General features: G+C 63.3%; 16 protein-coding genes and 5 pseudogenes. 5 read left to right on the forward strand and 16 right to left on the reverse strand.

From position 1 onward, the window contains the following. Positions 1–132: 132 nt before the first annotated feature. Positions 133–1629, reverse strand: coding sequence for a xylulokinase (xylB, locus tag OMP38_RS18200; RefSeq protein WP_277566375.1), 1497 nt, complete (start codon positions 1627–1629; stop codon positions 133–135). A 42-nt stretch (positions 1630–1671) separates the two neighbouring features. Continuing rightward, positions 1672–2991: a xylose isomerase gene (xylA, locus tag OMP38_RS18205; protein WP_277566376.1), complete on the reverse strand. Its 1320-nt coding sequence runs from the start codon at positions 2989–2991 to the stop codon at positions 1672–1674. A 229-nt stretch (positions 2992–3220) separates the two neighbouring features. Between xylA and OMP38_RS34795 the strand changes: the two are divergent. Together OMP38_RS34795 and OMP38_RS34800 are read left to right on the forward strand one after the other, a co-directional pair. Beyond that, positions 3221–3784: pseudogene (locus tag OMP38_RS34795) on the forward strand (ROK family transcriptional regulator); the annotation flags it as partial. A gap of 85 nt (positions 3785–3869) precedes the next feature. Beyond that, a complete protein-coding gene (locus tag OMP38_RS34800) occupies positions 3870–4349 on the forward strand; it encodes an ROK family protein (protein WP_338130585.1) in 480 nt (159 codons plus the stop codon). Positions 4350–4438: 89 nt separating this feature from the next. Here the strand turns inward: OMP38_RS34800 and OMP38_RS18215 are convergent, their stop codons facing one another. From OMP38_RS18215 to OMP38_RS18250, 8 genes and pseudogenes are all read right to left on the reverse strand, one after another. Beyond that, positions 4439–5005, reverse strand: coding sequence for an NADPH-dependent FMN reductase (locus OMP38_RS18215; protein WP_277566377.1), 567 nt, complete (start codon positions 5003–5005; stop codon positions 4439–4441). A 165-nt stretch (positions 5006–5170) separates the two neighbouring features. Continuing rightward, on the reverse strand, positions 5171–6562 hold the full coding sequence (ltrA, locus tag OMP38_RS18220) for a group II intron reverse transcriptase/maturase (protein ID WP_277564517.1): 1392 nt from the start codon (positions 6560–6562) through the stop codon (positions 5171–5173). Positions 6563–7062: 500 nt separating this feature from the next. Beyond that, positions 7063–7731, reverse strand: coding sequence for a response regulator (locus OMP38_RS18225; protein ID WP_277566378.1), 669 nt, complete (start codon positions 7729–7731; stop codon positions 7063–7065). Next, positions 7728–8783 (reverse strand): sensor histidine kinase, encoded by a 1056-nt coding sequence (locus OMP38_RS18230; protein ID WP_277566379.1) that lies wholly within the window; start codon positions 8781–8783, stop codon positions 7728–7730. The genes OMP38_RS18225 and OMP38_RS18230 overlap by 4 nt, the downstream gene beginning before the upstream one ends. After that, positions 8719–9408 carry a GAF domain-containing protein gene (locus OMP38_RS18235; protein WP_277566380.1) on the reverse strand — a complete coding sequence of 230 codons (690 nt, stop codon included), beginning with the start codon at positions 9406–9408 and terminating at the stop codon, positions 8719–8721. The genes OMP38_RS18230 and OMP38_RS18235 overlap by 65 nt, the downstream gene beginning before the upstream one ends. Positions 9409–9542: 134 nt before the next feature. Beyond that, positions 9543–9956 (reverse strand): annotated as a pseudogene (locus tag OMP38_RS18240) (RbsD/FucU family protein); the annotation flags it as partial. Positions 9957–10282: 326 nt separating this feature from the next. Then, positions 10283–10741: an RrF2 family transcriptional regulator gene (locus OMP38_RS18245; protein ID WP_090109055.1), complete on the reverse strand. Its 459-nt coding sequence runs from the start codon at positions 10739–10741 to the stop codon at positions 10283–10285. Positions 10742–10878: 137 nt separating this feature from the next. Then, on the reverse strand, positions 10879–14526 hold the full coding sequence (locus tag OMP38_RS18250; protein ID WP_277566381.1) for a fibronectin type III domain-containing protein: 3648 nt from the start codon (positions 14524–14526) through the stop codon (positions 10879–10881). 1430 nt (positions 14527–15956) lie between these two features. On the opposite strand from OMP38_RS18250, the pseudogene OMP38_RS35995 reads away from it, so the two are divergent. Then, positions 15957–17798: pseudogene (locus OMP38_RS35995) on the forward strand (ATP-binding response regulator); the annotation flags it as partial. Between the two features lie 73 nt (positions 17799–17871). Continuing rightward, positions 17872–18093 (forward strand): annotated as a pseudogene (locus OMP38_RS36000) (LytR/AlgR family response regulator transcription factor); the annotation flags it as partial. Between the two features lie 282 nt (positions 18094–18375). On the opposite strand, the gene OMP38_RS18260 reads toward OMP38_RS36000, so the two are convergent. Further along, complete coding sequence (locus OMP38_RS18260) at positions 18376–18639, reverse strand: hypothetical protein (protein ID WP_277566383.1); 264 nt, start codon at positions 18637–18639, stop codon at positions 18376–18378. 37 nt (positions 18640–18676) lie between these two features. Between OMP38_RS18260 and OMP38_RS18265 the strand changes: the two are divergent. Continuing rightward, positions 18677–18946: pseudogene (locus OMP38_RS18265) on the forward strand (BTAD domain-containing putative transcriptional regulator); the annotation flags it as partial. 26 nt (positions 18947–18972) lie between these two features. Here OMP38_RS18265 and OMP38_RS18270 read toward each other — a convergent pair. The 5 genes from OMP38_RS18270 to OMP38_RS18290 are packed head-to-tail and all read right to left on the reverse strand — an operon-like array spanning position 18973 to position 23882. Next, positions 18973–19581 carry a type 2 periplasmic-binding domain-containing protein gene (locus tag OMP38_RS18270; protein ID WP_277566384.1) on the reverse strand — a complete coding sequence of 203 codons (609 nt, stop codon included), beginning with the start codon at positions 19579–19581 and terminating at the stop codon, positions 18973–18975. After that, positions 19508–20722, reverse strand: a complete 1215-nt coding sequence (locus OMP38_RS18275) for an extracellular solute-binding protein (protein WP_277566385.1) — start codon at positions 20720–20722, stop codon at positions 19508–19510. The genes OMP38_RS18270 and OMP38_RS18275 overlap by 74 nt, the downstream gene beginning before the upstream one ends. Continuing rightward, positions 20719–22149, reverse strand: a complete 1431-nt coding sequence (locus OMP38_RS18280; RefSeq protein WP_277566386.1) for a response regulator transcription factor — start codon at positions 22147–22149, stop codon at positions 20719–20721. The genes OMP38_RS18275 and OMP38_RS18280 overlap by 4 nt, the downstream gene beginning before the upstream one ends. Continuing rightward, positions 22127–22837 (reverse strand): sensor histidine kinase, encoded by a 711-nt coding sequence (locus OMP38_RS18285; protein WP_277566387.1) that lies wholly within the window; start codon positions 22835–22837, stop codon positions 22127–22129. The genes OMP38_RS18280 and OMP38_RS18285 overlap by 23 nt, the downstream gene beginning before the upstream one ends. Further along, positions 22725–23882: a hypothetical protein gene (locus tag OMP38_RS18290; protein ID WP_277566388.1), complete on the reverse strand. Its 1158-nt coding sequence runs from the start codon at positions 23880–23882 to the stop codon at positions 22725–22727. The genes OMP38_RS18285 and OMP38_RS18290 overlap by 113 nt, the downstream gene beginning before the upstream one ends. Positions 23883–23885 lie beyond the last annotated feature (3 nt).

Below are 23885 nucleotides of genomic sequence, written 5' to 3' on the forward strand. Positions count from 1 at the left end.
GCCCTGAGCGGAGCCGCGTCAAAAAAGCCCCTCATCCGGTTACCGGCCGGAAAATACGAGGGGCTCTCTCACTATAGGGAGGCGACCCGTCCGCGAAGACAAGCTCCTCCCGTCTATCTTATCACCGCAGCCTTAGGTTCGAAAAGGCTGCAGCGCTTCGTTCAGCGGCTTCGTCGCGGCGTACACGTCCCGATAGACGCCGAACAGCTCGCCGTAGCGCCGCGCACGCGCCGCGTCCGGCACGTACGTTGCCGCGTGCTTGACGAACGCGTCCGCGCATGCCTCCAGGCTGCCGTACCAGCCGGCGCCGGTCGCCGCCAGCATCGCCGCGCCGAGACCAGGTCCCTGCTCGCTCTCGAGCCGGACGACTTCCGCATCGAACACGTCCGCCTGCATTTGCAGCCAGTCGGGATTTTTCGCGCCGCCGCCGATGGAGACGACCTTCGTCACCGATTTGCCGGCTTGGCGGAAAACGTCGACGGACTCGTTCAGCGAGAACGTGATGCCTTCGAGCACCGCGCGCGCAAAATGCGTCTTCGTGTGCGAGCCGTCGACGCCGACGAAGCTCGCCCGGATAACCGCATCGGCATGCGGCGTCCGTTCGCCGACCAGGTACGGCGTGTACAGCAGTCCGCCGGCTCCCGGCGCGATGTCGCCGATGCCCGCGAGCAGCCGCTCGTAGGGCTCGCCCGCTGCGAACGTATTGCGGAACCAGCTCAAGGAGTAGCCCGCCGCCAGCGTCACGCCCATCGCGTAAAACGCGCCGGGCTTGCCGTGGTTAAAGAAGTGCACCTTGCCCGCATAATCGGCCGACGCGTCCGGCTCGTGCGTGAGCACGACACCGGACGTGCCGATGCTGCACAGCGTGAGGCCGGGCTTCAGGATGCCCGCGCCGATCGCGCCGCAGGCGTTGTCCGCGCCGCCGGCGAACACGCGCGTCGAAGCCGGCAGGCCCGTCTCGCGCGCCGCCGCGTCGGACAGCGTTCCCGTCTCGGCGACCGACTCGACGAGCGGCGGGCAGAACGAGGCCGGGATGCCGAACGCAGCCAATACCTCTTGGCTCCAGACGCGGCCCGCGACGTCCAGCATCAGCGTGCCCGCAGCGTCGGACAGATCCATATGCACGGCGCCGGTCAGGCGATAGCGCACGTAATCCTTGGGCAGCAGAAACGATTCTGCCTTGTCGTACAGCTCCGGCTCATGCTCGCGCACCCACAGCAGCTTGGGGAGCGTAAAGCCTTCGAGCGCCGGATTGCGGGTAAGGCGAAGCAGCGAATCGCCGAGCTTGCGCTCGATCTCGCGGCATTGCGCCGTCGTGCGCGTGTCGTTCCAGAGGATCGCCCTGCGCAGCGGCTTGCGGTTCCCGTCCAGCAGCACGAGGCCGTGCATCTGGCCGGAGAAGCTGATGCCGTCGATGCCGCCGCCCGCTGCCGCCGTCTTTTCCCCGAGTTCCTTCAATACTTCGATCGTCGCGCGGACCCAATCCTCCGGATCCTGCTCGCTCCAGCCCGAGCGCTCGTGATACAGCGGATATTCGCGGGAAGCTTCGGCCGCCACCGCTCCGTCCTGCCCGACGAGGAGCGCCTTGACGGCGCTCGTGCCGAGATCGATGCCGATGACATAGTTCATGTAGGCCCGTCTCCTTCGGTCGACTTATAAGCTTTGCAAGCTTTATACGCTGAAAATAACCTCGTTCACGGCTTGGCGAATCTGTTCCAGACGGCCGGAACGGTTCACGATCGGCTTCTGTCCGCTCAGCACGTAGGCTTCTAGCGATGCAAGCGTATGCTTGCCCGCGACGATCTCGGCGCCGATGCCTTCGCCGAAGCTGGCGTAGCGGCCGTCGACGATGGCGTCCAGCGTCTTGTTCTCGATCAGCTTGGCGGCGGCTTTCAGGCCGTGCGCGAACGAATCCATGCCCGCGATGTGCGCGAAGAACAGATCGTCGTCCTCGAAGGAAGTCCGGCGAACCTTGGCGTCGAAGTTGACGCCGCCCTTGCCGATGCCGCCTTCGTTTTTGAGAATTTCGAACATGGCCAGCGTCGTCGAGTACAGATCGGTCGGGAACTCATCCGTGTCCCAGCCGAGCAGGTAGTCGCCTTGGTTGGCGTCGATCGAGCCGAGCGCGCCGTCCAGGCGGGCGACGCGGAGCTCGTGCTCGAACGTGTGGCCGGCCAGCGTCGCGTGGTTCGCTTCGATGTTCAGCTTGAAGTGGTCCTTCAGGCCGTACTTGCGCAGGAAGCTGAGCGTCGTCGCGGAGTCGAAGTCGTACTGGTGCTTGGTCGGCTCCTTCGGCTTCGGCTCGATGAGGAATTGCGCGCCGAACCCGATCTCCTTGGCGTAGTCGACGGCCATGTGCAGCATGCGGGCCAGGTTGTCCAGCTCGAGGCCCATATCCGTGTTCAGCAGCGACTCGTAGCCTTCGCGGCCGCCCCAGAAAACGTAGTTTTCCCCGTTCAGCTCTTTGCCGACTTCGAGCATCTTCTTGATCGTCGCCGCGGAGTACGCGAACACTTCCGCATTGTTGCTCGTCGCGGCGCCGAATACGTAGCGCGGATTCGTGAACAGGTTGGCCGTGTTCCAGAGCAGCTTCTTGCCGGTGGACTGCTGGAACTCCTTCAGCTTGGCGACGATGATGTCGATGTTCTTGTTCGTCTCGGCGAGCGTAGCGCCTTCAGGCGCGATGTCGGCGTCGTGGAACGCGTAGAACGGCACGCCCAGCTTCTCGAGCAGCTCGAAGTTCGCTTCGACGCGAACCTTGGCCCGATCGAGCGGGGACAGCGAGTCCCAGCTGCGGACCGCCGTGCCGGCGCCGAACGGGTCGGTGCCGTTGGCGTTGAACGTGTGCCAGTAGGCGACGGCGAAGCGCAGGTGCTCCTCCATCGTCTTGCCGAGGACGACCTCGGTGGCGTTATAGTGTTTGAATGCGAACGGATTGTCGGATTTGCGGCCCTCGTACTTGATCTGCGGCACATTCGAAAACAGGCTCATAATAACGGAATGCCTCCTTAAGGATGTAGGGTTGTTGAATTCGGTTACAAGCTGAGTTAAGCATAGCATTCGAAACTTAGTTTGTCTATTGGATAAACTAAGTTTTGTGCTATGATGTCGTTAACGATTAATGGGACGAAAGAACGAACCGAACGAACCCACGCCCCGACGCGAAGGAGCCGCATCCAGCATGAAGAGCCCGACCGGAGATCAAGCGCTTATCAAAAGAATGAATACCGCCATCGTGCTCGAGTCGGTGCTGCAGGGCGCTCCGCTCTCCCGAGCGGATATTTCCGCGCTCACCGGCCTGAACAAGGCGACCGTGTCCAGCCTCGTCCAGGATCTGATCGACAGCGGCCTGGTCCGCGAGATCGGGACCGGTCAATCCAGCGGCGGCCGCAAGCCGGTCCTGCTCGAATTCGTGGCGGAGTCGGGCTACGCCGTCGGCGTCGATCTCGGCGTCAACTACGTGCGCGGCGTGCTGACGGATCTGCGTGGCGGCGTCGCGGTCGAACGTACGGCGCGGCTGGCCAAGACATCGCCGGATGAAGTATTCGGCATTTTGCGGCCCTTTATCCAGGCGCTCGCGGACGAGGCGCCGGAGAGCGCGTTCGGCGTCGTCGGCATCGGCGTCGGCGTGCCCGGGCTCGTGGACCGGGGCGGGGCCGTGCTGTACGCGCCCAACCTCGGCTGGCGCGACGTTCCATTGCAGGACGCGCTGAACCGCGCCTTCGGCATTCCCGTCCTCATCGACAACGAAGCGAACGTCGGCGCCATCGGCGAGCGCAAATTCGGCAGCGGACGCGGCATCGGCAGCATGATCTACGTGAGCGTCGGCATGGGCATCGGGACCGGGCTTATTTTGCAAAAGGAGCTTTATAAGGGAGCGGCGGGCTTTTCGGGGGGAACTCGGGCATTTGTCCATCGAAGCCAGCGGCCCGCCGTGCCGCTGCGGCAACCGGGGATGCTGGGAGCTGTACGCCTCGGAACAGGCGCTGCTCGCCCGCGCGGCGGAGGCCGGCATCGGCGAGGGTACGCTCGACAGCCTCCTCGCGCTTGCCGAAGGCGGCGACGAAGAGGCGCGCGCGCTGTTCGCCGGCATCGGCGAGTCGCTCGGCGTCGGGGTCGCCAACATCGTTAACGTCTTTAATCCTGAAGCCGTCGTCATCGGCAACACGATGAGCCGCGCGCGGCCTTGGCTCGAGGAGGCGATGAGCCGGACGACCGAAGCCCGCGCGCTGAACTTCCACCTGCGCGGCATCCGGCTGCTCTTCGCCGAGCTCGGAGACCGCTCAGCCGTCATGGGCGCCGCGGAGACCGCGATCGCCGCGTTTTTCAAGCGGCTTCGGTCGGCTTAAAGCGCCGGTCGCTTGAATGTCGTTCCTATGAAAAGCAGACCGTTGCGGCGAGGAAACGGTCTGTTTGGCGCGGGACGATCCGTTAAGCGTCACGCCGTCCGCCCGGAATCGCGCGCGCTCAATCGCGCCGCCATGCCGAGGAAGGCGTTCACGGCGACGCGGATTCGGGTCTCGAGCTTTCTGCCGGACTCCGTGTCCTTGTCGTCGCCCCAAGGCAGGTCGCGCTGGAATCCAGAAACGGAGATCCACTCGGGGCAGTTCACGCCGTGCAGCGAGCGAACGATCGCATGCAGCTGATGCAGCGAACCGATGCCCACCGCGCCTCCGGCGGAGCTCATGCTGAGTACCGTTTTGCCCTCGAAGTGCGGCTGCCCCAGAAAGTCGAGCGCGTTCTTGAGCACGCCCGATACCGCGCCGTGATACTCGGGCGTGGACAGGACGATGGCGTCCGCATCGGATACCGCTTGCCTGAGCGCCGCCAGGCCGGAATGCCCCGCAAAGTCTTCATCGGTCGAGAAAAACGGCAGCGGCGTCTGTTTCGGATCGAAAAAGGACACCGTATGTCCTTGCTGTGCGATGACTTCTTCTACATAACGCGCCAGACGCGTACTGTTCGAATCTTGCCTGTTGCTGCCTGCGATAATGGCGATGTTCATCCTCGATCATCCTTCCGTCTCTTAAGGGATGTCTTCATTGTAGCCTGCTTGCGCGCCGGCCTCGTCGGCGAAAAGACGGAAATGCAATCGAGTAGGAGGAGGCGGCTAGCCTCCGTCCTCTCACACCACCGTACATGCGGGTCCGCATACGGCGGTTCCAAAAGGTTAACAAGGCTCCTTGTAACGAGTAAGCAGACTTTTCAGCCCTTTTGCCTCCCAGTAGGAGGTCGGAAGGGCGTTGTTTATGTTCCGGGACATTTCCCAAGGGCCGCGCCGGGAGTTGGCCATGACATAACAGGCCCACTCCCGTACATTCAGCGCTCTTAGTTCGCGGATGCGCGTTCGCACTCGCTTCCATTGCTTCCACAGGCACATGCGCAGCCGTCTACGAATCCAGCCATCGAATTGCTCGAGGTGTTTCTTCGCAGCAGCCATCCGGAAGTAGCCCAGCCACCCCATCGTATAGCGGTTTAGCCGGTTTATCCGTTCCTCCATTGGCATAGACTTCGTACGGTTCGTCAGTTCCCGGACCTTGTCCTTGAACCGAGAAATCGTCTTTGGTGCCAATCGAATCGTCGCTTGCCGGTTGTTCATGAAGCTAAATCCTAGAAACTTTCGCTCCCGCGGTCTGGCTACCGCACTCTTTTCCCGGTTCACTTTCAGTCTTAGCTTTCCTTCTACAAAGCGAACCACCGACCCCATGACGCGTTCTCCGGCGCGTTTGCTGGCTACGAAGATGTTGCAATCGTCCGCATAGCGGACGAAGTGCAGTCCTCTGCGCGTTAACTCCTTGTCCAGGTCGTCCAACAGGATGTTTGCCAGTAGTGGACTAAGCGGTCCGCCTTGCGGCGTCCCTTCCTCCGTTCGCTGGCAAACCCCGTTCTCCATGACGCCGGCATTCAGATAGGCGCGAACCAGCTTCAGGACGCGTTGGTCCGTCACCTTACGTGCCACTCTGGCCATGAGCATGTCGTGGTTCACCCGGTCAAAGAACTTCTCCAGGTCCATGTCTACGACCCAGCGCAGTCCGCTCTGGATGTAGGATTGAGCCTGCCGCACCGCATCGTGCGCACGCTTGCCTGGCCGAAAGCCGTAGCTGCTTGGAGAGAATTCGGCATCGAAAATCGGATTCATCACTTGCAGAAGCGCTTGCTGTAGCAGTCGGTCCATCACGGTCGGGATGCCAAGCAGCCGTACGCCGCCTCCGGGTTTGGGGATTTCCACCCGTCTGACGGGCGCAGGTCTGTAGGTTCCCGCGAGGAGTTCGGTCTTCACCGACTCCCAGTGCGTTTTCAGGTAAGCTTGTAGCTGCGCTACCGTTACACCGTCCACACCGGGCGCTCCTCCGTTTTGGACCACTCGCTTGTACGCGTCCCTCAGGTTTGCGCCCTCGAGCATCCGCTCCAGCAAGTCGTTACTGGCTTTGCGAGAGGAAGGGGCGACTTGTGCCGGCGATGAACTCGGCGCTCCTGCATACCCTTGCGGCTTCACCGCTTCTCTTTGCAGCAAGCTCCCTTGCGGGATATTCGGCTGTCGTTGCTCATCGCGCGAACGCATCGGTTTCCTCTCTCCTTTCGGTTCGGCCCTTCCGCAGCTGTTGCAACAGTCTGCGTACTATGGCCTCTGCTGACTCCTGCGGGTTCAGCGCAACCTCCCGGTTGCGGTTACGAAATGACTTCGCTTTTTTTTTTTTTTCATCCCGCAGGCCTCCCCAGATAAGAACGCCATCTGTCTGCCCGCGACCACTGGAGTTTACAGGGTTAGCCCTTGGCGGCTTTGGATTTCGTTGTGTGTTGACAACTCATCCGGCTAACCCTGCCTCGAATCCAGTTCGTATACCTTGGCCCGTGCATTTGCCTCCGGCTTCCTTCAGATTCCGCCTCGCGACGGACACCCTTGCCCTTGGCTACGGTAGGCGCTCGCCAGCCCCCGTTCGGGACTTTCACCCTAAAGATGACGCCCATGCTGGGCGTACAACGCAAAAAACTCAGCCGAGGGCTGAGTTTTTTTTGCGACTATTTTTGCGACTAAAGGATGAGAAGCCCGATTCGGCGACGCTATTGACCGTGCTTCACGGCGAGCAGGGCGGCCTGCGTCCGGTCCGGCACGCCAAGTTTATCCAGGACGTGGCTGACGTGCGTCTTGACCGTCTTCTCCGAGATGTACAAGGCGGCGGCGATCTCCTTGTTGTTCTTGCCGGAAGCGAGCAGCTCCAGCACCTCGCGCTCTCGCCTGGTCAGCTCGCCGAAGGGCGAGGCGCCAGGCTTGGCTGCCGGCAATTGCGGCTCAACCGCCGGATGATCTGCGGCCGTCACCAGCTCAAGGAGCTGCCCGGCGATCTCGGAATGCAGCTCGATCTTGCCTTCGTGCACGCGCCTGATCGCCCGGATGAGATCCTCCGGTTCGACGTCCTTGAGCAGGTAGCCGCGCGCGCCCGCGCGAACGGCAGGCAGTACGTGGTCCTGATCGGCGTAAGACGTCAGCACGATGACCTTCGCCTGCGACCCGTTATCCCGCAGCCGCTCCATCGTAGCGAGTCCGTCCAACACCGGCATCTGCAGGTCCATAAGGATTATGTCGGGCGCCAGCCGCTCCGCCAGCTCCAGCGTCTCGATGCCGTTCGAGGCTTCGCCGACCAATTCAAGGCCGCCTTGGGTGGACAGCATGACATGCAAGCCGCGACGAACGACGGCATGGTCGTCCGCAAGCAGTATTCGGATACTCAAGTCCTGAACTCCTTTATCGGCAAGATCGCTTCGACGGTCGTCCCGAGACCGTCTCCGCCGTAAATATGCAGCTTGCCCCCAAACGCTTCGCATCGCTCGCGCATGGTGGCGAGTCCGATCGAATGCCCGTCTGCCGGCACCCCGTCGTCGCTCCCGCTCCTCTGCCGGGCCTCCATGCCCCGTCCGCCGTCCGCGATGCGCAGCGAGACCTCCCCGCTCCGCAGATCCAGCTCGATCGTGGCCTCGCGGACGCCGGCGTGCTTGACGATGTTGTTCAGCGCCTCTTGTCCGATGCCGCGGAGCGCCTCTTCCATCCCGTCCGGCAGCCGTCTGACCGAGCCGGATTGGCGCGTCCGCACGCGCAGTCCGATACGGCCCGCATAGACCGCGAGCGCCTGCAGCACGCCTTCTTCCAGGTCGGACGGACGCAGCTGGCGAATGAGCGTACGCATCTCCTTAAGCGCGGTTTGCGAGAGCGTGCGCATGTCGCCCACGTTGTCCCTTGCGGCGTCCAGCTCTCCGGCGGCGAGCTGCGCCTCCACGCCCTTGGCCGTCATCGACAGGGAGAAAAGCATTTGCGTGACCGAGTCGTGCAGATCCCGGGCAAGCCGGTTGCGCTCCTCCAAACGGGCGAGCTCTCTGCGGCTCTCCTCATCCCGCTCGCTTACGAAGGCCGCTGCGATCTGCTCGGACAGCGCTTCGAGCACTTCGACGTCGACTTTGCCCAACTCCGCTCCCGGCAATGAACAGACCAGGATCAAGCCGAACGTATCGTCCGCGTAGGCGAACGGAACGATAAACGCGGCCCGCACCTCCGGCTCGCCCGGCAAGCTCAATGGCGTGCCGCGCAGCTCGGGCGCGCAGCCGGAGCCCAGACCGTATCTGTGCCTCGCCATGCCGCCGCGGAACATCTCGGCCGTATGCGCGGGCAGAACGTCCGACTGTTCCCTAGCGCGGCCCGCCTCGAAGACGGCCCGCATGCGCATGTCAGCTCCTTCCAGGCCGATCATGGCGACGTACGGCCATTCGAAGCGCGTTCCGAGTTCCTCCACGATCCGCGTCGCGAGCGGCGTCCCGGAGCGCTCCCCCCTCCGCCGCGGCGATCGCCCTGCCCAGCTCGCCGAGCTGGGCGAAGTGCGCGGACCGGCGACGCTCCGCTTCGTACAGCTGCACGCGTTCGACGGCGCTGCCGATCTGGTAGGCGACCGATTCGAGCAGCGCCAGCTCCTCGTCGTCGAACCGCGTCTTGCCGGGAGCGGCGACATTCAGCACGCCGAACTGCCGGGATCCGGCGCGAAGCGGCACGGTGGCGTGATGCGTGATGCCTTCCGTATCTCCCGTCGAATCCCTGATCGCCATCTCGATCCGTTTGCAGCTTAAAATGTTAACGGCGCCCGGCAGTTCATCCGCCGCGTAACGCTTCAGGCACCAGCAATAGTTGCCCTGCATCGGCAGCTTGTCGTCGAGCGACAGCGCCTGCGGCAGCCGTCGATCCGCCGCGAGCCTGAATTGGCGGGGACCGGATTCGACGTAGATCCAGCCGGTCGTGAGACCCGTGAGCGCCAGCAGGCTCTCCAGCACCTCGCCGAGCAGCGGCTGCAGCTCGTTCATTTGATTAAGCTTCTCTGCGATGGTCTTGAGCGTTATCAGTTCATGAAGATGCGGCTCCTTCGCCACGCGAGACCACGCTCCTTCGCTTATTCGCCAAAAGCCGGATATCTTCTCCTCGCACCGCGTGCGCAAAGGAGAGCATATCCGGCTTTTCGGGCTCGACGTTCCCTCCGACGGCCTATTCGGCCGCGATGACGCCTTTTTTTGAGAATGATGTTGGCGTACAAGGCGCTCTCGCCCGTCGCCACGACCGCGTACGCTTGCTTCGCCCGCTCGTAAAAAGCGAACCGCTCGACTTCCTCGAACGGCTCCGTCAGACCGGTCCGCTCGCGGATAATCTCGCCGTACCGGCCCCAGATCGGCGTCTCTGCCGTATCGCCGGGCACGATCTGCATGAGCGCGGCCGGCCGCGCCGAGTACTGGTCGAGCGGCATCAGCTTGAGCACCGCGTCGAGCAGCTCGGGAACGCCGTGGCCGTCGCAGCGCACGAGACGCTGCGCGTGGCTGGCCGCAGGGAAGTTCCCGTCGCCGAGCACGATCTCGTCGCCGTGCCCCATTTCCATCAGAATCTTAAGCAGCTCTGGCGACAATATCGCCGGAATCCCCTTCAACAATCCCATCGACCTCCCGCCGGCTTCTGTGCATGCGCACGGTCAGAACGCGCGGGCCGCCCGTCCGGACAAATGCCCCGGCACGCATGCCGGAGCGCCCGATTCTGCCGTCTTCTGCCAGTATAACCGAAGCGGTCGGACTTGTCTTTAATGGGCGCGTCCGTCAACGCGTCCGATATCACCTGCGCGCCGATCCTGCGTCGCCCGGCTCGAGCGTATGCCGTTCTTCGCCGTCAAAAAATAAAATCGGCCCGACCGCTCAGACCGATAATAGCCGCGCATCCTGACGTCGGCAGCCAATATAAAGGGCGACGCCGCCGCCCGCGTATTTAAACCTTCTGCCCGAATACCTGCCCGATCATGTCCGCGATCGTGCGGCCGTCGAGCACCTCCATCATCCTGCGCTCGGTCTCGCGAATCACGTCGCCGAACGCCTCCTTCATGCCCGAACCGAGCGCGGTGCAGTCGTCGGCGCTGTCCAGCATGCCGCTGTGCAGCGGCTCCGCGATCTCGAGCGCCCGGTACACCTCGCCAAGCGTGATCGCCTCGGGCGGCTTGAGCAGGAAGTATCCGCCTTCTCTGCCCTCGCGCGCTCCCACGATCTGCGCCCTGGCAAGGCGCGAGAGGATTCGCCGCATAAGCGTCGCCTCCGTAGCGCAATTCCCCGCGATCTCGCCGCTCGGACAGCGATCGTCCCGGTCGGCGTGATGGGCCAAGTAAACGAGGGACTGCAGCGCGTAACCGAACCATCTCGGCGTCGCCACGCCTCCGCATTTATCGATTGCCATAAACACACCTCCATCCGGCGTACTCGCATATTAACACAGTATAGCGCATCGGGTGCAAGCTGTCTCTTGAAAAGAAGATCTTCATCGACCGCATGCGGGCAATGAAGATCGAGTGCCATAAAACGATATGGTCGTGCCTATTCGGTACGGGATGCGGCCTGGATCGCGCCATATGCCCAATGTTCCTCGGAAACGTCGGTATAAAGCGGCTTGGGCGATCGATCGACTTGACGTCCAAGCACCTTGTTCAAAATCGTGACCGCCTCCGCGCGCGTCAGCGGCCTGTCCGGGCGGAACCGGCCGTCCGCATAGCCCCCGATGATGCCCGAGGCTTGCGCTTGAACGATCGCGGATTCTGCCCAGTGGCCTTGAATATCCGTGAAGCCGGTACCGGCCTGCTGCGCGGTCTTCATTCCAAGCTTATGCAGGAGCACGGCCATCTCCGCCCTGGTAAGCGCAGCGTCCGGCTGGAATTTCCCGTCAGGGTAGCCGCTCATCCAACCGCGGTTCGCAGCTTGGGCAATTGCCTGCGATGCCCAATGCGTCTGAGGGACGTCTTGGAAATGCGCTTCGGCGCCGGTATCGACGTTGCCGAACAGCTTCGTTAAAATGACGGCCATCTCTGCCCGAGTGAGGCCGGCATTCGGTTTGAAAAGGCCTCCGGGATAGCCGCCGATGTATGCGATCCCCTTGTCCGCCAGGTCTCCGCTTGTTTGACCAGGTCCAGGGCTTGGGCTCGGGCTCGGGCTTGGGCTTGGGCTCGGACTTGGGCTCGGGCTTGGGCCCGGGCTTGGGCCCGGGCTGGAGCCCCGACCGGAGCCAGGCCCGGAGCCCCCGCCGTCTCCGCCAATCGATGCGCTTGCGGGCGTAACGGCGTTGGAGGCGGCTGAAGGCTGCGATGCTCCCTTCGCGTTCAAGGCCTTCACCGTGAACGTGTACGCCGTGCCGTTCGCGAGCCCCGTCACGGCGACGGCGATCTTGCCGTCGGCGACCTTGCCTTCGCTCTCGACCGTCTTCGCTTCCGTGCCGTTCGACCACGCGGTCGCCTTGTAGCCCGTGATCGGCCTGCCGCCGTCGTTCGAAGGCGCGGCGAACGTCACCGTCGCCGACGCGTCGCCCGCCGATGCGATGACCCCGGTCGGCGCATCCGGCACCGTAGACGTATCCGGCACGACCGGCGCCGCCGGCGTGACCGCGTTCGAAGGCGCCGACGACGCCGACTCGCCGTATTCCGTCAGCGCTTTAACGGTAAACGTGTAGTTGTGCCCGTTAATCAGATTCGGCACGACGATCGGGCTCGACTCGCCAGTCGCCCTGCCGGCTTGCTCGCTGCCGTCCCAGGCGGCGACCTCGTAGCTTACCTGCGTTCCTCCATACAGCTGTCCGGGAACGAAGCTGATGTCCGCGGAGCCGTTGCCGGCAACCGCGATCAACGCCGTGGGCGCATCGGGCGCGCCGTACGGCACGACGGGCGCGGCTGAGGCAAAGGCTGACAAGCCGATGTCATTTCCGGCAGCCACCTCAATCGTATAGGAAACGGCCTTTTCCAGTCCGCCGATCGTGCCCGAACGTTTGTCCGGCGCGAGGGTTCTCGCAGAGATCTCCACGCCTTCCTTCAACGCGCGGATTCGGTAAGCCACGATCGGCGTGCCCCCGTCCGCCTCGGGCGCTTCGAACGTGACCGTGGCGTTCCCATTGCCCGGCAATGCTGTCACGCTGCGCGGAAGCCCCGGCCTGCCCAGCGGGACGACCGGATCCGACAAGCCTGATTCGGCGGACCAGCCGTTGGCGTTCAACGCCTTGGCGGAAAACTTGTAGGCTGTCCCGTTCGTCAGCCCGTCAACGATAGCAGGCTGAAAATCACCTTCGCCGTCAGGGTCAATATAAAGGTCTCTGATATACCCGCCGGTCTCGTCGTATACGGTGATCTGATAGCGCGTGACCTTCGCCCCGTTGTTCCAGCTGGGCAGCACATCCACGCTCGCCCCGCCGTCCAGCGGATTCGCCGATACAAAGGGCGGCTCCGGCTTGCCGCTCGCCACCGCCCGTGCCGACGGCAGCGAGTAATCCGACAAGCCCAATGCGTTTTTCGCCTGTACTTTAAACGTGTACGCATACCCGTTGGTCAGTCCGGTGACGACGATCGGGCTTCCTTCGCCTTCCACGGTCTTAAAGATCTGGTCATTCTGATCGGGGAGCATGACCGTCACGACGTACCCGGTGATCGGGCTGCCGCCGTCGTCGCCCGGCAGGAATTGGATCTCTGCCTGCGTGTCCCCGACATGCGCGACGCTTAACGCCGGCGCCTCGGGTGCCGTTGCGGCCGCCGTATCGAAGCGCCAGTCCTGGTCATCGACGTATCCCGCAAAGGGATTCCCCGACAGATCCTCGAACGCGCCCGGATCGACTAATACATAGACGGTTGACTGGACAGGCAGCCGGCCCGACAAGTTTATCGTCGCTGTTACACCGTCGATCGCAGCCTCGGATGCATCCATCTCGGCGAACAGCGTGTCGGGGCCGCTCCCTTTTTTGGCATAGACCCGGATCGATTTCCCTTCGACGGACCTAACCGCTTCGTCGAAAGTCAGCTTCAGCGCGTCAGGCGCTGTGGAGTTCTCGCTGCCGTCCGCAGGCAACGTGCCGATGATCAACGGCGGCGTCGTATCCATGTATCCGATGACGCGGAGCTTGTTGTCTGCCGATACATAGGCCACGTAGGGCGTTCCGTCCGGGCCGATGGCGACCGACAACGGCATATACCAGGAATAGTCCTGCAGCGACGGCGCGCCTAGGTCCGACCATTCCGAGCCGTTCCACTTGACGACTTGCACGCTTCCTCCGGGATCGTACGTATCCCGATACGCGACGACGGGCCTGCCGTCCGTGGGGTCGATGTCCATCGCGCCGAAGAATCCATCGAATTGGCCGATCAGGCTCCACCCTTCGGCTTGGGCCCATTTCCACACGTAGTTTTTGTTGTTGGTGCCGTTGCCCCCGTTGTAGTACAAGTACAATTCGCCATGTGGAGCCGGCTTCAACGCGTAATAATTTCCGATGATGTACGTAGATAGTCCGAATGAGCTCCACGGCTCGTTCGCTTCTCGGGACTTGACGACCGGCTCGTAGTATGCGCTGGCGCCGTTGCCGTAGACGACGAACGTCCGATCGGACTGATCGATCGCGATCGCGGGACGGAAGCCGTTGTTGCCCGATAAGACTTCGGGCTCGCTCCAGACGCCGTCTTCCATTTTGCGCACGGTTGCCGCTCCGCCATTGTTCTTGTCGCTGTATACGATGCTGACGCCCCTTTGCGAATCGATCGCGATGCCGGGCGGCGAATCGGAGGCGCCTTGCGGGATCGTTCCCCCGAGCTTCTGCCAGGCGCCGCTGCCGTCCGGCGACGCGACGGCGATCTTGTTGCCGTCGGCGCGATCCTCGTATGCGATATACGGCCTGCCCCTGGCGGTGACGAACAGATCGTAGTCCCATACATTTTCAAGCGCATACGTATCTTGGCTAGCAAGCTCCCAGCTCCCGCCTGCCAGTTGATAGACCGCCAAGCCGTCGCCGGACGTCAAGTACGACATGTACGGCCCGCGTTCTGAAGCGGCCAGTTTGTAGCTTCGCGGGCTATCAACGGGCAACGCGCCGCCGACGTCCTGCCACGCCCGGACGGACGAAGCCGAGGCCTTCTTCGCCGCCCCCCATCCAGCCGCAGGCTGCAAGAGCAGCGCAAGCGCAAGGCCCGCGAACAGCGGCCGGAATCTCTTCTTACCTTTCATGAACCGATCTCTCCTCTTCGTCCGATTCGGACTTTTGTCTGCATTTGTCGAAGATAGCACCGGCCGCTCACAAATCGCTCCCAAAAGAACGAGAGATTTGCCATAATAGCGTTGAGAGCGTTTTGAGAGCGCAGGCTTGTAAGCTATCGGGTAGACGAGTGGAGCGGGGCGAGGACGGGATGACGATGAGGCGCGGGGAAGCGGGCGCGGGAAAGAAAATCTTCTATATTACGCTGGGAATGACGATCATTCCGCTGCTGTCCTTCGCCATTTTGACTTGGATGTATCAATACACGGTGCCGAACCGGGATGCGCCGGAGGCCGTCCGCGGGACGATCGACCTCAGCGGTTGGAATATGGGCGCGCGCGGACTCGTCAACCTCGACGGGGAATGGGCCTATTACGCGGACCGGCTGCTGACGCCTGATGACCTGACAGGCGCTTCTGCTGCACGTCCGGATACTTTTATCCGCATTCCGAACGCTTGGGGAGGCGGCAAGGCGCCGGATGCGGCAAGCGGAGCGCGGCTTGGCACCTACAGGCTGAAGGTGCTGCTGGGCGGAACGGAGAGCGGGTACGGCATTCGGGTATCCAACGTGAATCGGGCGCATCGGCTGTACGTGAACGGCGAGCTCGTCGGCAGCGGCGGCGTCCCTTCAGCGGATACGCACACTTACGTGACGGGCAACAAGCCGTACACGACGTTCATCCGGACCGAGGCGCGCGTGCTGGACGTGGTTCTTCAGGTGGCCAACGACAGCTATAAGTCCAAGGGCGGCTTCGAAGACATGCAGCTCGGCCTTCAGGACGCGATGCAATTCCAAGGCCACATCCAATTCGCCGTAGAAATTTCGGGCCTCTTTATCCTCCTGCTGTTCGCGGGATACCACCTGAACATCTACGCGCTGCGGCCGAAGGACAGGGCTTATCTGTACAGCGCACTCTTCTTTCTGACATTGCTCGCCTTAATCATGATGGACGGGGACAAATTAGCGCTCCAGCTGTTTCCGGGCTTCCCCTACGAAGCATCGCGCAAAATATACAGCGTCGGCGGCTTCGGCAATATCGTCGTGCTCGGCTTGTTCCTCCACTCCCTGGACCACAGACTGCTGCCGCGAAGACAGCTGGCGATCGCATCGGCGCCGCTCGCGCTAGCGATCCTCGCCGTTCTCGCACTGCCCTGGAGTTTGTTTTCCTACGCCGGCAACTGGCCATGGAGCTACGTACTGCTGCTCGTATCCTATTTTCTGTACCGGACGATAAGGCATCTTTTCCGAAAGAAAGGACAATTGGACCGCAAGGAGACCGCGCTGCTCGCCGGCATGATCCTGTCGATCGTCGCAATCGAGGTGTCCGGCCTGTTCTACGCGCTCGGCCTGCTGGAAACCGATCTCATTCGCCGAATCTCCTTTCTCTCGGTCATCTCGTTCATGAACGCGCTGCTCGCGCTTCGCCTCGTCCATGCCACGGGACGCACCGAGCAACTAACGGAGCAGTTGATCCTGCGGGACAAGCTCAAGGACGAATTTCTGGCCCAGACCTCGCACGAGCTGAAGACGCCGCTGCACGGCATCCAGAACATGACGGCCTACTTGCTGGACGGCAAGGCGGGCGGGCTCACGGACCGGCAGCGCGGCGAGCTGTCGCTGATTCAGGACACGTCCACGAAGCTGGCGAGCCTCGTGAACGATCTGGTCGACGTCGTGCGGCTCAAGCACGGCGACTTCCAGCTGAAAAGGACCGTGCTCGATCTGAGAGTCGCCGCGCGCACGGCCTATCAGGTGCTGGAATACGAGCTCGCCGGCAAGGACGTGCGCTGGGACAACGCCATTCCGCCGGGCACCTGCGTGCAGGCCGACGAGAATCGGGTGCGTCAGGTGCTGTATAACCTGATCCACAACGCGATCAAGCACACGCGGCAGGGTCGAATCGAGATCGGCGCTGCAGCGGAAGGCGAGCTGGTCAATGTGTGGGTGGAGGACACGGGGGTCGGCATTCCGAAAGAGAATCACGAGGCGATCTTCGGTTACTTCGAGCAGGGAGAGCCGGCGCCGAGCCACGACGGCTACACCGGCATGGGGCTCGGCCTCTATATCAGCCGCCAGCTCATCGAGCGCATGGGCGGGACGATTGGGGTAGAAAAGTCCGCGCCCGGGCAGGGTACGCGGATGTCGTTTACGCTGCCGGCCGCCGCAGCGTCGGAGGCGACGGACGGCGCGGCGACCGAGGCGGCGGCCGCGGCGGAGCCGCCCGTTCGCTTCGCGCCGGCGACGCTCGACCTCGTAGACGGCCGGCGGACGCAGACCGTGCTCATCGTCGACGACGAGCCGTCCAACGTGAGGGTGCTGCTCAACCTGCTCGGCGAGCAATACAACGTGCTGGCCGCGCTCTCGGCAAGCGAAGCGCTAACCAAGCTGGAGCGGGCGGAGCGCGTGGACCTGATGATACTCGACGTGATGATGCCGGAAATGTCGGGGCTCGAGCTCTGCCGGATCGTCCGGGAGCGGTTCCCGGCCATGGAGCTGCCCGTGCTGTTCGCGACCGCGAAGGATTCCCTGCACGATATCGAGCTGTGCTTCCGCGCGGGCGGCAACGACTTTATCGCGAAGCCCTTCGATCCGCGAACGCTGGCGGCGCGCGTTCGTACGCTGCTGTCCATGAAGCAGTCGATGGACCGGGCGCTGCGCAGCGAGATCGCCTTCCTGCAGGCGCAGATCAAGCCGCACTTTTTGTACAATGCGATCAGCAGCATCGTCTCCTTTTGCTATACGGACGGCGAAAAAGCCGCCCACCTGCTCTCGATGCTCAGCCGCTATCTGCGCATCGTGTTCCAGCGGGACCAGCGAACGGCGGACGTGCCGCTCGGCATCGAGCTGGAGCTGATCGGCGCCTACGTCGAGATCGAGCGGGCCCGCTTCGGAGAGCGCCTGAACTTCCGTCTCCTGTGCGATCCGGGGCTCGAGACGGAGCTGATCCCCTCGCTTGCGATACAGCCGTTCGTCGAGAATGCCATTCGGCACGGCTTGTTCGACAAGGACGGTCCCGGAACGGTGACGCTCGCGATCGCGGACGGCGACGGCTACATCCGCTGCGAGATCGCGGACGACGGCGTCGGCATGGCGGACGACCTGCTGTACCGGCTTCGCACGGGCGACGCGCCGGAGGGCGCGGGCATCGGCATCGCGAACGTCCGGCGGCGTCTGGCCGCCATGGCGGGCACGAGCCTGCTGATCGAATCGAAGCTCGAGCAAGGAACGACGGTCACTTTGTTTTTGCCGAAAGAGGAGTGGATAGCCGATGATACGCGTCATCGTCGTCGAAGACGAAAAACCGACGCTGGAGCTGATGACCTTGCTCGTCGGACGCCACCCCATGCTGGAGCTCGCCGGCGCTTATGCGAGCCCGTTCGAAGCGCTCGAACGGTTCGCGGACACGAGGCCGGACGCCGCGTTCCTCGACGTCGAGATGCCCAAAATGGGCGGCATCGAGCTGGCGGAAAAACTCAAGGCGATCGACGGGGAGCTGCAGATCGCCTTTACGACGGCTTATCCGGCATACGCGGTCGAAGCCTTCCGGGTCAGCGCCGTCGATTACCTGCTGAAGCCGGTGACGCCCGACGCCCTGGCGCGCGTCGCCCTTCGCTTCGGTCGCAATCAGGAGATTCGTTCGGCGCTGAAGCCGGCCGCTCTCTCGGGGATGGCCCCCGCGGTACGCTGTCTGGGCACGTTCGAGACGCGCAGCGCCGACGGGAGCCCGATGAGCTGGCCTACCCGCAAGACGGAGGAGCTGTTCGCCTACCTGCTCGCCTATCCTGACCGGCTGCACGGGAAATGGCAGCTAGCCGATTTGCTATGGCCGGAGCTGGACGAGGAGCGGGCGCTGCACAATTTGCACAATACCGTTTACCGGCTCAAAAAGTCGCTCAAGGGCGCCGGCGTCGACATCGAGCTCGCGCACGGCAATCAGGGATACCGCTTCCGCGCGCAGGCCGGGCTCTCGGACCTGCAACTGCTGAGGGAATATGGGAGAAGCGAGCCGGATGCGTTTGCGGTCGACCGAGAAGAACACGAACGGGCGCTCATGCTGATCAAGGGGGGATTTATTCGCCGGCAAGGATTACGCCTGGAGCGCGGGCCTCGCTGTCGAGGTTGCATCGCAGCAGGCCGCGCTAACGCGGAGGTTGGCCGCCAAGCTGCAGAAAAGCGATCCTTCGCTAGCCAAGTCGCTTATGTTCGCCTACTTGTCCGAGTCCCCGCTCGACGAAGAAATGAACGAAGCGTTGCTTGGCCTGATGGCCGAGCTCGGCGAATCGGCCCTCTTCCACCGGCACTATACGCAATACGCGGAAAGGCTCGGCGCCGAATTGGACGCCGAGCCGTCGGCCGCGCTGCGGAAGCTTGCCTCGCGGATGAATGGTTAGTGGTTCGCGCCGCCTTCGGGCGGCTTTTACTTCGACCCGGCCGAGGCCTCCCGCACCGCCTCGGTCATCTTGTCGCCGCCCTCCGCGTGCCAGCGCTGCGCGTAATCGTCGAACGCCGACAGGGGCAGCTCTCCCGTGATGATCTTCGCGTACGTCTCCGTCTCGAGGCTCTGCAAGTTCGTCCACATCGTCGCGAGCGACGGCGGCGGATCCGCGAAGACGCTCTCGACCTTGACCGTCTCCGCCCTCCCGACGCCGCCCCACAGCTGATAAGCCGTCGAGCCTGCCCAGGCGTCCAGGTTTTTGCGCGGATACTCCCGCTCGGTCAGCGAATCGTCATACAGACGCTTCGTCTCCTGGTCGAGCCGTTCGGGATCGAGCTCGCCGGCCAGCGCCTTCGCCAGACGGTCGTGCCGCTGGGCGATCGCATCCGGATAGTCGAGCAGCAGGTCGAACGGATAATAATTGCGCAGCTGCGTATCGAGCTGCTCGGTCGCCGCCAGCAAGTCTTTCGCGCCCGGATCCTGATTGCGCTCAATCCGCGTGAATACGTTCAGCAGCTTAAGCGCGGCTTCGGGATGCTCGTAACCCTTGCGGACGACCAGATAGCGATCGGTGACCGGCGACTCGCTCACGTTGAACCGCCCCGCCTCGTCCAGCGGCACGGCGTAAACCCGCCAATCCGCCTTCGTATCCTGCGCGATCGACTTGGACAACGGATAATAAGGCGCCCACCAAGGTCCAAAAAAAGATGCCCGCCTTGTTATCCGCCTCCAGGTCTTGCGAATCCTGCCGCAGCATGAATTGCTGGTCCAGCACGCCCTCCTTGTACCACTGCGCGAGCAGCTTGAGCGCCTCTTTGGCTTCGCGCTGGACCGATCCGTACACGGGCCTTCCGTCCGAGCCCGCGATCCACTTGCGCGGATAGGCGCCGAACGCCGCGAAGACGCCGTTCAGACCGTTATTGCCGGTCTTCTCCCCGTAGACCATGCCGCGATCGACCGGGATGCCGACCGTATCGTCTTTGCCGTTGCCATCCGGATCGCTCTGCCGGAACGCCCTCGCGATCTCGGCGATATCGTCCAACGTCTTCGGCGGCGCGAGTCCCAGCTTGTCCAGCCAGTCCTGGCGCACCCACAGGTACGTCGGCGCGTCCGCCTCGATCGCGACGTTCGGCAGCCCGTACAAGCGGCCGTCGATCGACGCCTCCTGTAGCGCCTTGCCGCCGGTCGCGTCATAGATCGACTTCACGAGCGTGGACGCATACTGGCCGTACGTATCCGTTAGATCGGCCAGCTCGCCGGCCTCCTTCAATTCCCGGAACTGCTGCCGGTCGACGACGAAGGCGTCCGGCAAGTCTCCGCTGCGGATGGCGTAGTTCATCGTGGCCGCATACTGTACCCCGCTTGGCGTCTCCCATGCGTATTTGATCGAGATGCCCGTCTGTTCGCCGAGATAGCGGCTTACGAAGTTGTTCTCGCTCGTATCCCCTTCGGGCAGGGCGATATCCGAGTATTGATGCGGGATGCGCAGCGTGACCGGCGTATCGTACTTGGCAAACGCCTGCCGGTCTGCCGGATCGACGCTCGCGCTGGCGGCGTCCTTGGCCTTGCTGCCGCCACCGCCAAAGCAACCGGTCAACGTCAGCGCGAAGATCGCCAGCGCGCAGGCGATCTTCGATGCTGCCATGATCCCGGGAGATCCGGCGGCGCGAACGCCCTCCCGGCCCTCACCGGCGAAGCGAACCTTGTTATGCGTATTCGCGTCGGCGTTCACGGCCTGCCTCCTTGGTGCTGCAGCTCCTGGCCCGCGCTCCGGTATTCGGACGGGAGGAGCCCCGTACGGTCGCGGAAAAGGCGGCTGAAGTATTTGTCGTCCTCGAAGCCGACCCGGCCCGCGATGTCGCGGATCGGCAGGTCCGTCCCGATCAGAAGCTCCTTCGCCGCGGCCAGCCGCAGCTTGCGGAGCGCGTCGCCGAACGCTTCGCCCGACGCGAACTTCTTGAAGCACTGGCTGAAGTAGCTGCGGCTCATGCCGATGCGCCGGGCCACCTCGTCCTGGTTCAGGTCTTGGCCGGCATGGCCCTTCATATAGAGCACGGCGCGAATGAGGCTGCCGAACACCTCCCGCGACAGCGACAGCTCGGCCAGCCGCTGCTGGGTGAGGAGCGCGGCGGCGGACAGCCAGCTTTTCCACTGCTTCCAATCGTACAGCTCTCCCGGGTCCCCGAGGGTGTCCGCCAGCCCGGCATGATCTCCCGCATCGCCGCGCCATCCCAGGTACGGCGCCCACTCTGCCGCAAGCGTTCGGAACCAGTCCTGCAGGCGGCCCGGGTCGACCTGCCACTGCTCGACCTGCGCGGCGAACTTGCGCCAGTCCTCGCCGTACAGCAGCCAGCGGCACTCGGACCAATCCTTGAACGCCGCGTCCAGCTCCGCCGGCGTCGGTCCCGCTTCCGCCTTGAGCTCGCCCAGCGCGATCGCGCGTTCGCCGGCTTCGCCGCTCCCACGGTAGAACAGATGGACCGGCAGCCGCTCGGCGATCGCGCGCTCCGCCTCCCGCGCCGAGACGCGGTCGTCCGCGCCCGCCGTCACGAGCGCCGCGTGCCATCTGCCCGCGACGTGCGCCGGCAGCTCGCGCAGCCAAGCCTCGGCCTGATTCGCCTCCGCGGTCCAGATCCACAGCCCGCCTTCAAGGCGGCGCGGTTTGCTCTCGGCCGCCAGGCTTGCCGGAGGCGCCTCGTCCCTCGCCGCGCGTCCTTTGGGCGCCAGCACCATCGCGGCCTCGAACGGCCGCTGCGCGCCTCCGGCCGTATGGCGCCGCTCCCATTCGAACCGCTTCACGATGCGGTTCAGCGTCTCGTCCACGTTGCTCTTGTTGAGCAGCGTCTTGACGATGTAGTCGATCGCGCCGAGCCGAAGCGCCTCCTGCACGTAGTCGAACTCGTGGTAGCAGGTCAGGATGACGGCCTTCGTCTTCGGATACCGGCTCCGGGCCTGGTCGATCAGCTCGAAGCCGGACATGCCGGGCATGCCGATATCGACGAACATCATGTCGACCTCGCGCTCGCCGAGCAGCGCCAGCGCGGACGCCCCGTCCTTCGCCTCGCCGACGATCGAGATGCCGTAAGCGGACCAGTCCGCCAGCGCGATGAATCCCCGGCGCACCCTTTTCTCGTCGTCAACGACCAGCGCTTTGATCATAGAGCTCCACCTCGCTTCGAATCGGTATGTGCACGGACAGCGTCGTGCCCTCTCCCGGCGCGCTGCGGATGCGCAGCAGGTCGCCGCTGCCGTAGTAGCTCTCGAGCAGCCGCTTGACGTACTTGAGGCCGATGCCCATCCCTCCGCGGGAAGCGCCCTCGTCCTCGAGCAGCCCGGCGAGCGTCTCCTCGTTCATGCCCGGCCCGTTGTCCGTCACCCGGAGCGTCAGCATGCCCGGTGCGTCCGGCTGCCGCTCGACGACGACGCGGATCTCCCCGCCTTCCTCGCTTTGCCCATGGTAGATCGCGTTCTCCACGAGCGGCTGCAGCAGGAAGCGCGGCATCGCGACCGACTCCGTGCCGGGCTCCACGTCGATGCTGAAGGTGAGCTCGTCCTCGTAGCGATAGCTCTGCAGCTCGATATAATGGCGCAGCGCCTCGAGCTCCTGCCCGACGTTGACGATCAAGCTGTTTTTACCCATGTTGTACTGAAGCACCTGAACGAGCAGCGTCACGATCCGGTCGATCTCCTCCTGGCCGCCCGCTCTGGCGACCCACTGCACCGTGTTGAGCGTGTTATGGAGAAAATGCGGGTTGATCTGGCTCAGCAGCTTTTCCGTCTCCAATTGATACTTGGCCCGTTCGTTGTGGCCGATCTCGCTGATCAGCCCGTTGACCGTCGTCTTCATGTCCTGGAAGCTGCCGAGGAGCTGATCGAACTCTTCCACCTTCATATATTGGACCGGCGCTTCCCGATCCCGGGTCATGCGGACGATCTCTCGGTTCACCTTGCGGATCGAGCCGTATACCTTGCGCCAGACGAGCGTCGCGAGCATGATCGCGAAGCCGAAAGCGAAGGCGAACAAGAGCGCCAGCCGCCGGAACCAGTCGTTGATCTCCCGATTGAATTCGTTTTTGCTGACGGCCGTCATCAGCTTCCAGCCCTGCGGGCTCTCGTAGCCGAACAGATAATAGCCCCGATAGGGCCCGCCGCCGGAGGCGGCGATCTCTTCGTAGCGCAGCTGCTTCGGATCGAGCGGGGGGCTCGCCGTCGTCCGCGAACAGCGCGTCGCCTTCTTCGTCGAATACGTAATGCGATACCTTCATGCCGTAAAGCGCGCTGTTCAGGATCTTGCGGAACAAATTGTAGTTCGACTCCAGGTAAATGTAAACCGGCGTCTGCTGCTCCGTGCGCACGACGCGCAGGGACGAGATGACGGTATTGTCGCTGTTCTTGTATTGCGTCCGGTGCGGTCCGTGGAAAACGGCGCCCTTGTACTGCACGAACGGCGGCAGGTTGTCGATCGAGAAGCCGTCCGCTACCGGCAAATTGTTGAACAGCACCGGATCCGCGGCCTTCGGCATGTAGTATACGGTTAGTCCCACGTTCGGACTCGTGAAGTTGACCAGGTTCAGGCTGTCTTCGATATCTTGCTTGATCTCCGCCTTGTCATAGGTCTTGCTCGTCTTAAGATAACGATTGACCAGCTCGGCCAGCCGCCCGTCCAGCGCGAACTGCTTGGAGACGAAGTCCAGGTCGTTCAGCATGTTCTCCATCCCCGTCGCTTCCTGCTTCAGGCTGGCGTCGATGCCGCTGCGAATCTTGCCGGTCAAGATGGAGTGAAGCGACGAATACGTATAGGCGGAAAACAGGATCGGCGGAAACAGGCAGGCGATCAGCAAGTAGATGACGAGCGTCCGCCTCAGGGTGCCGGACTTGAAGGGATGAGGCATCTT

This window comes from Cohnella ginsengisoli, from assembly GCF_029525555.1.
GTDB lineage: Bacteria > Bacillota > Bacilli > Paenibacillales > Paenibacillaceae > Cohnella > Cohnella ginsengisoli.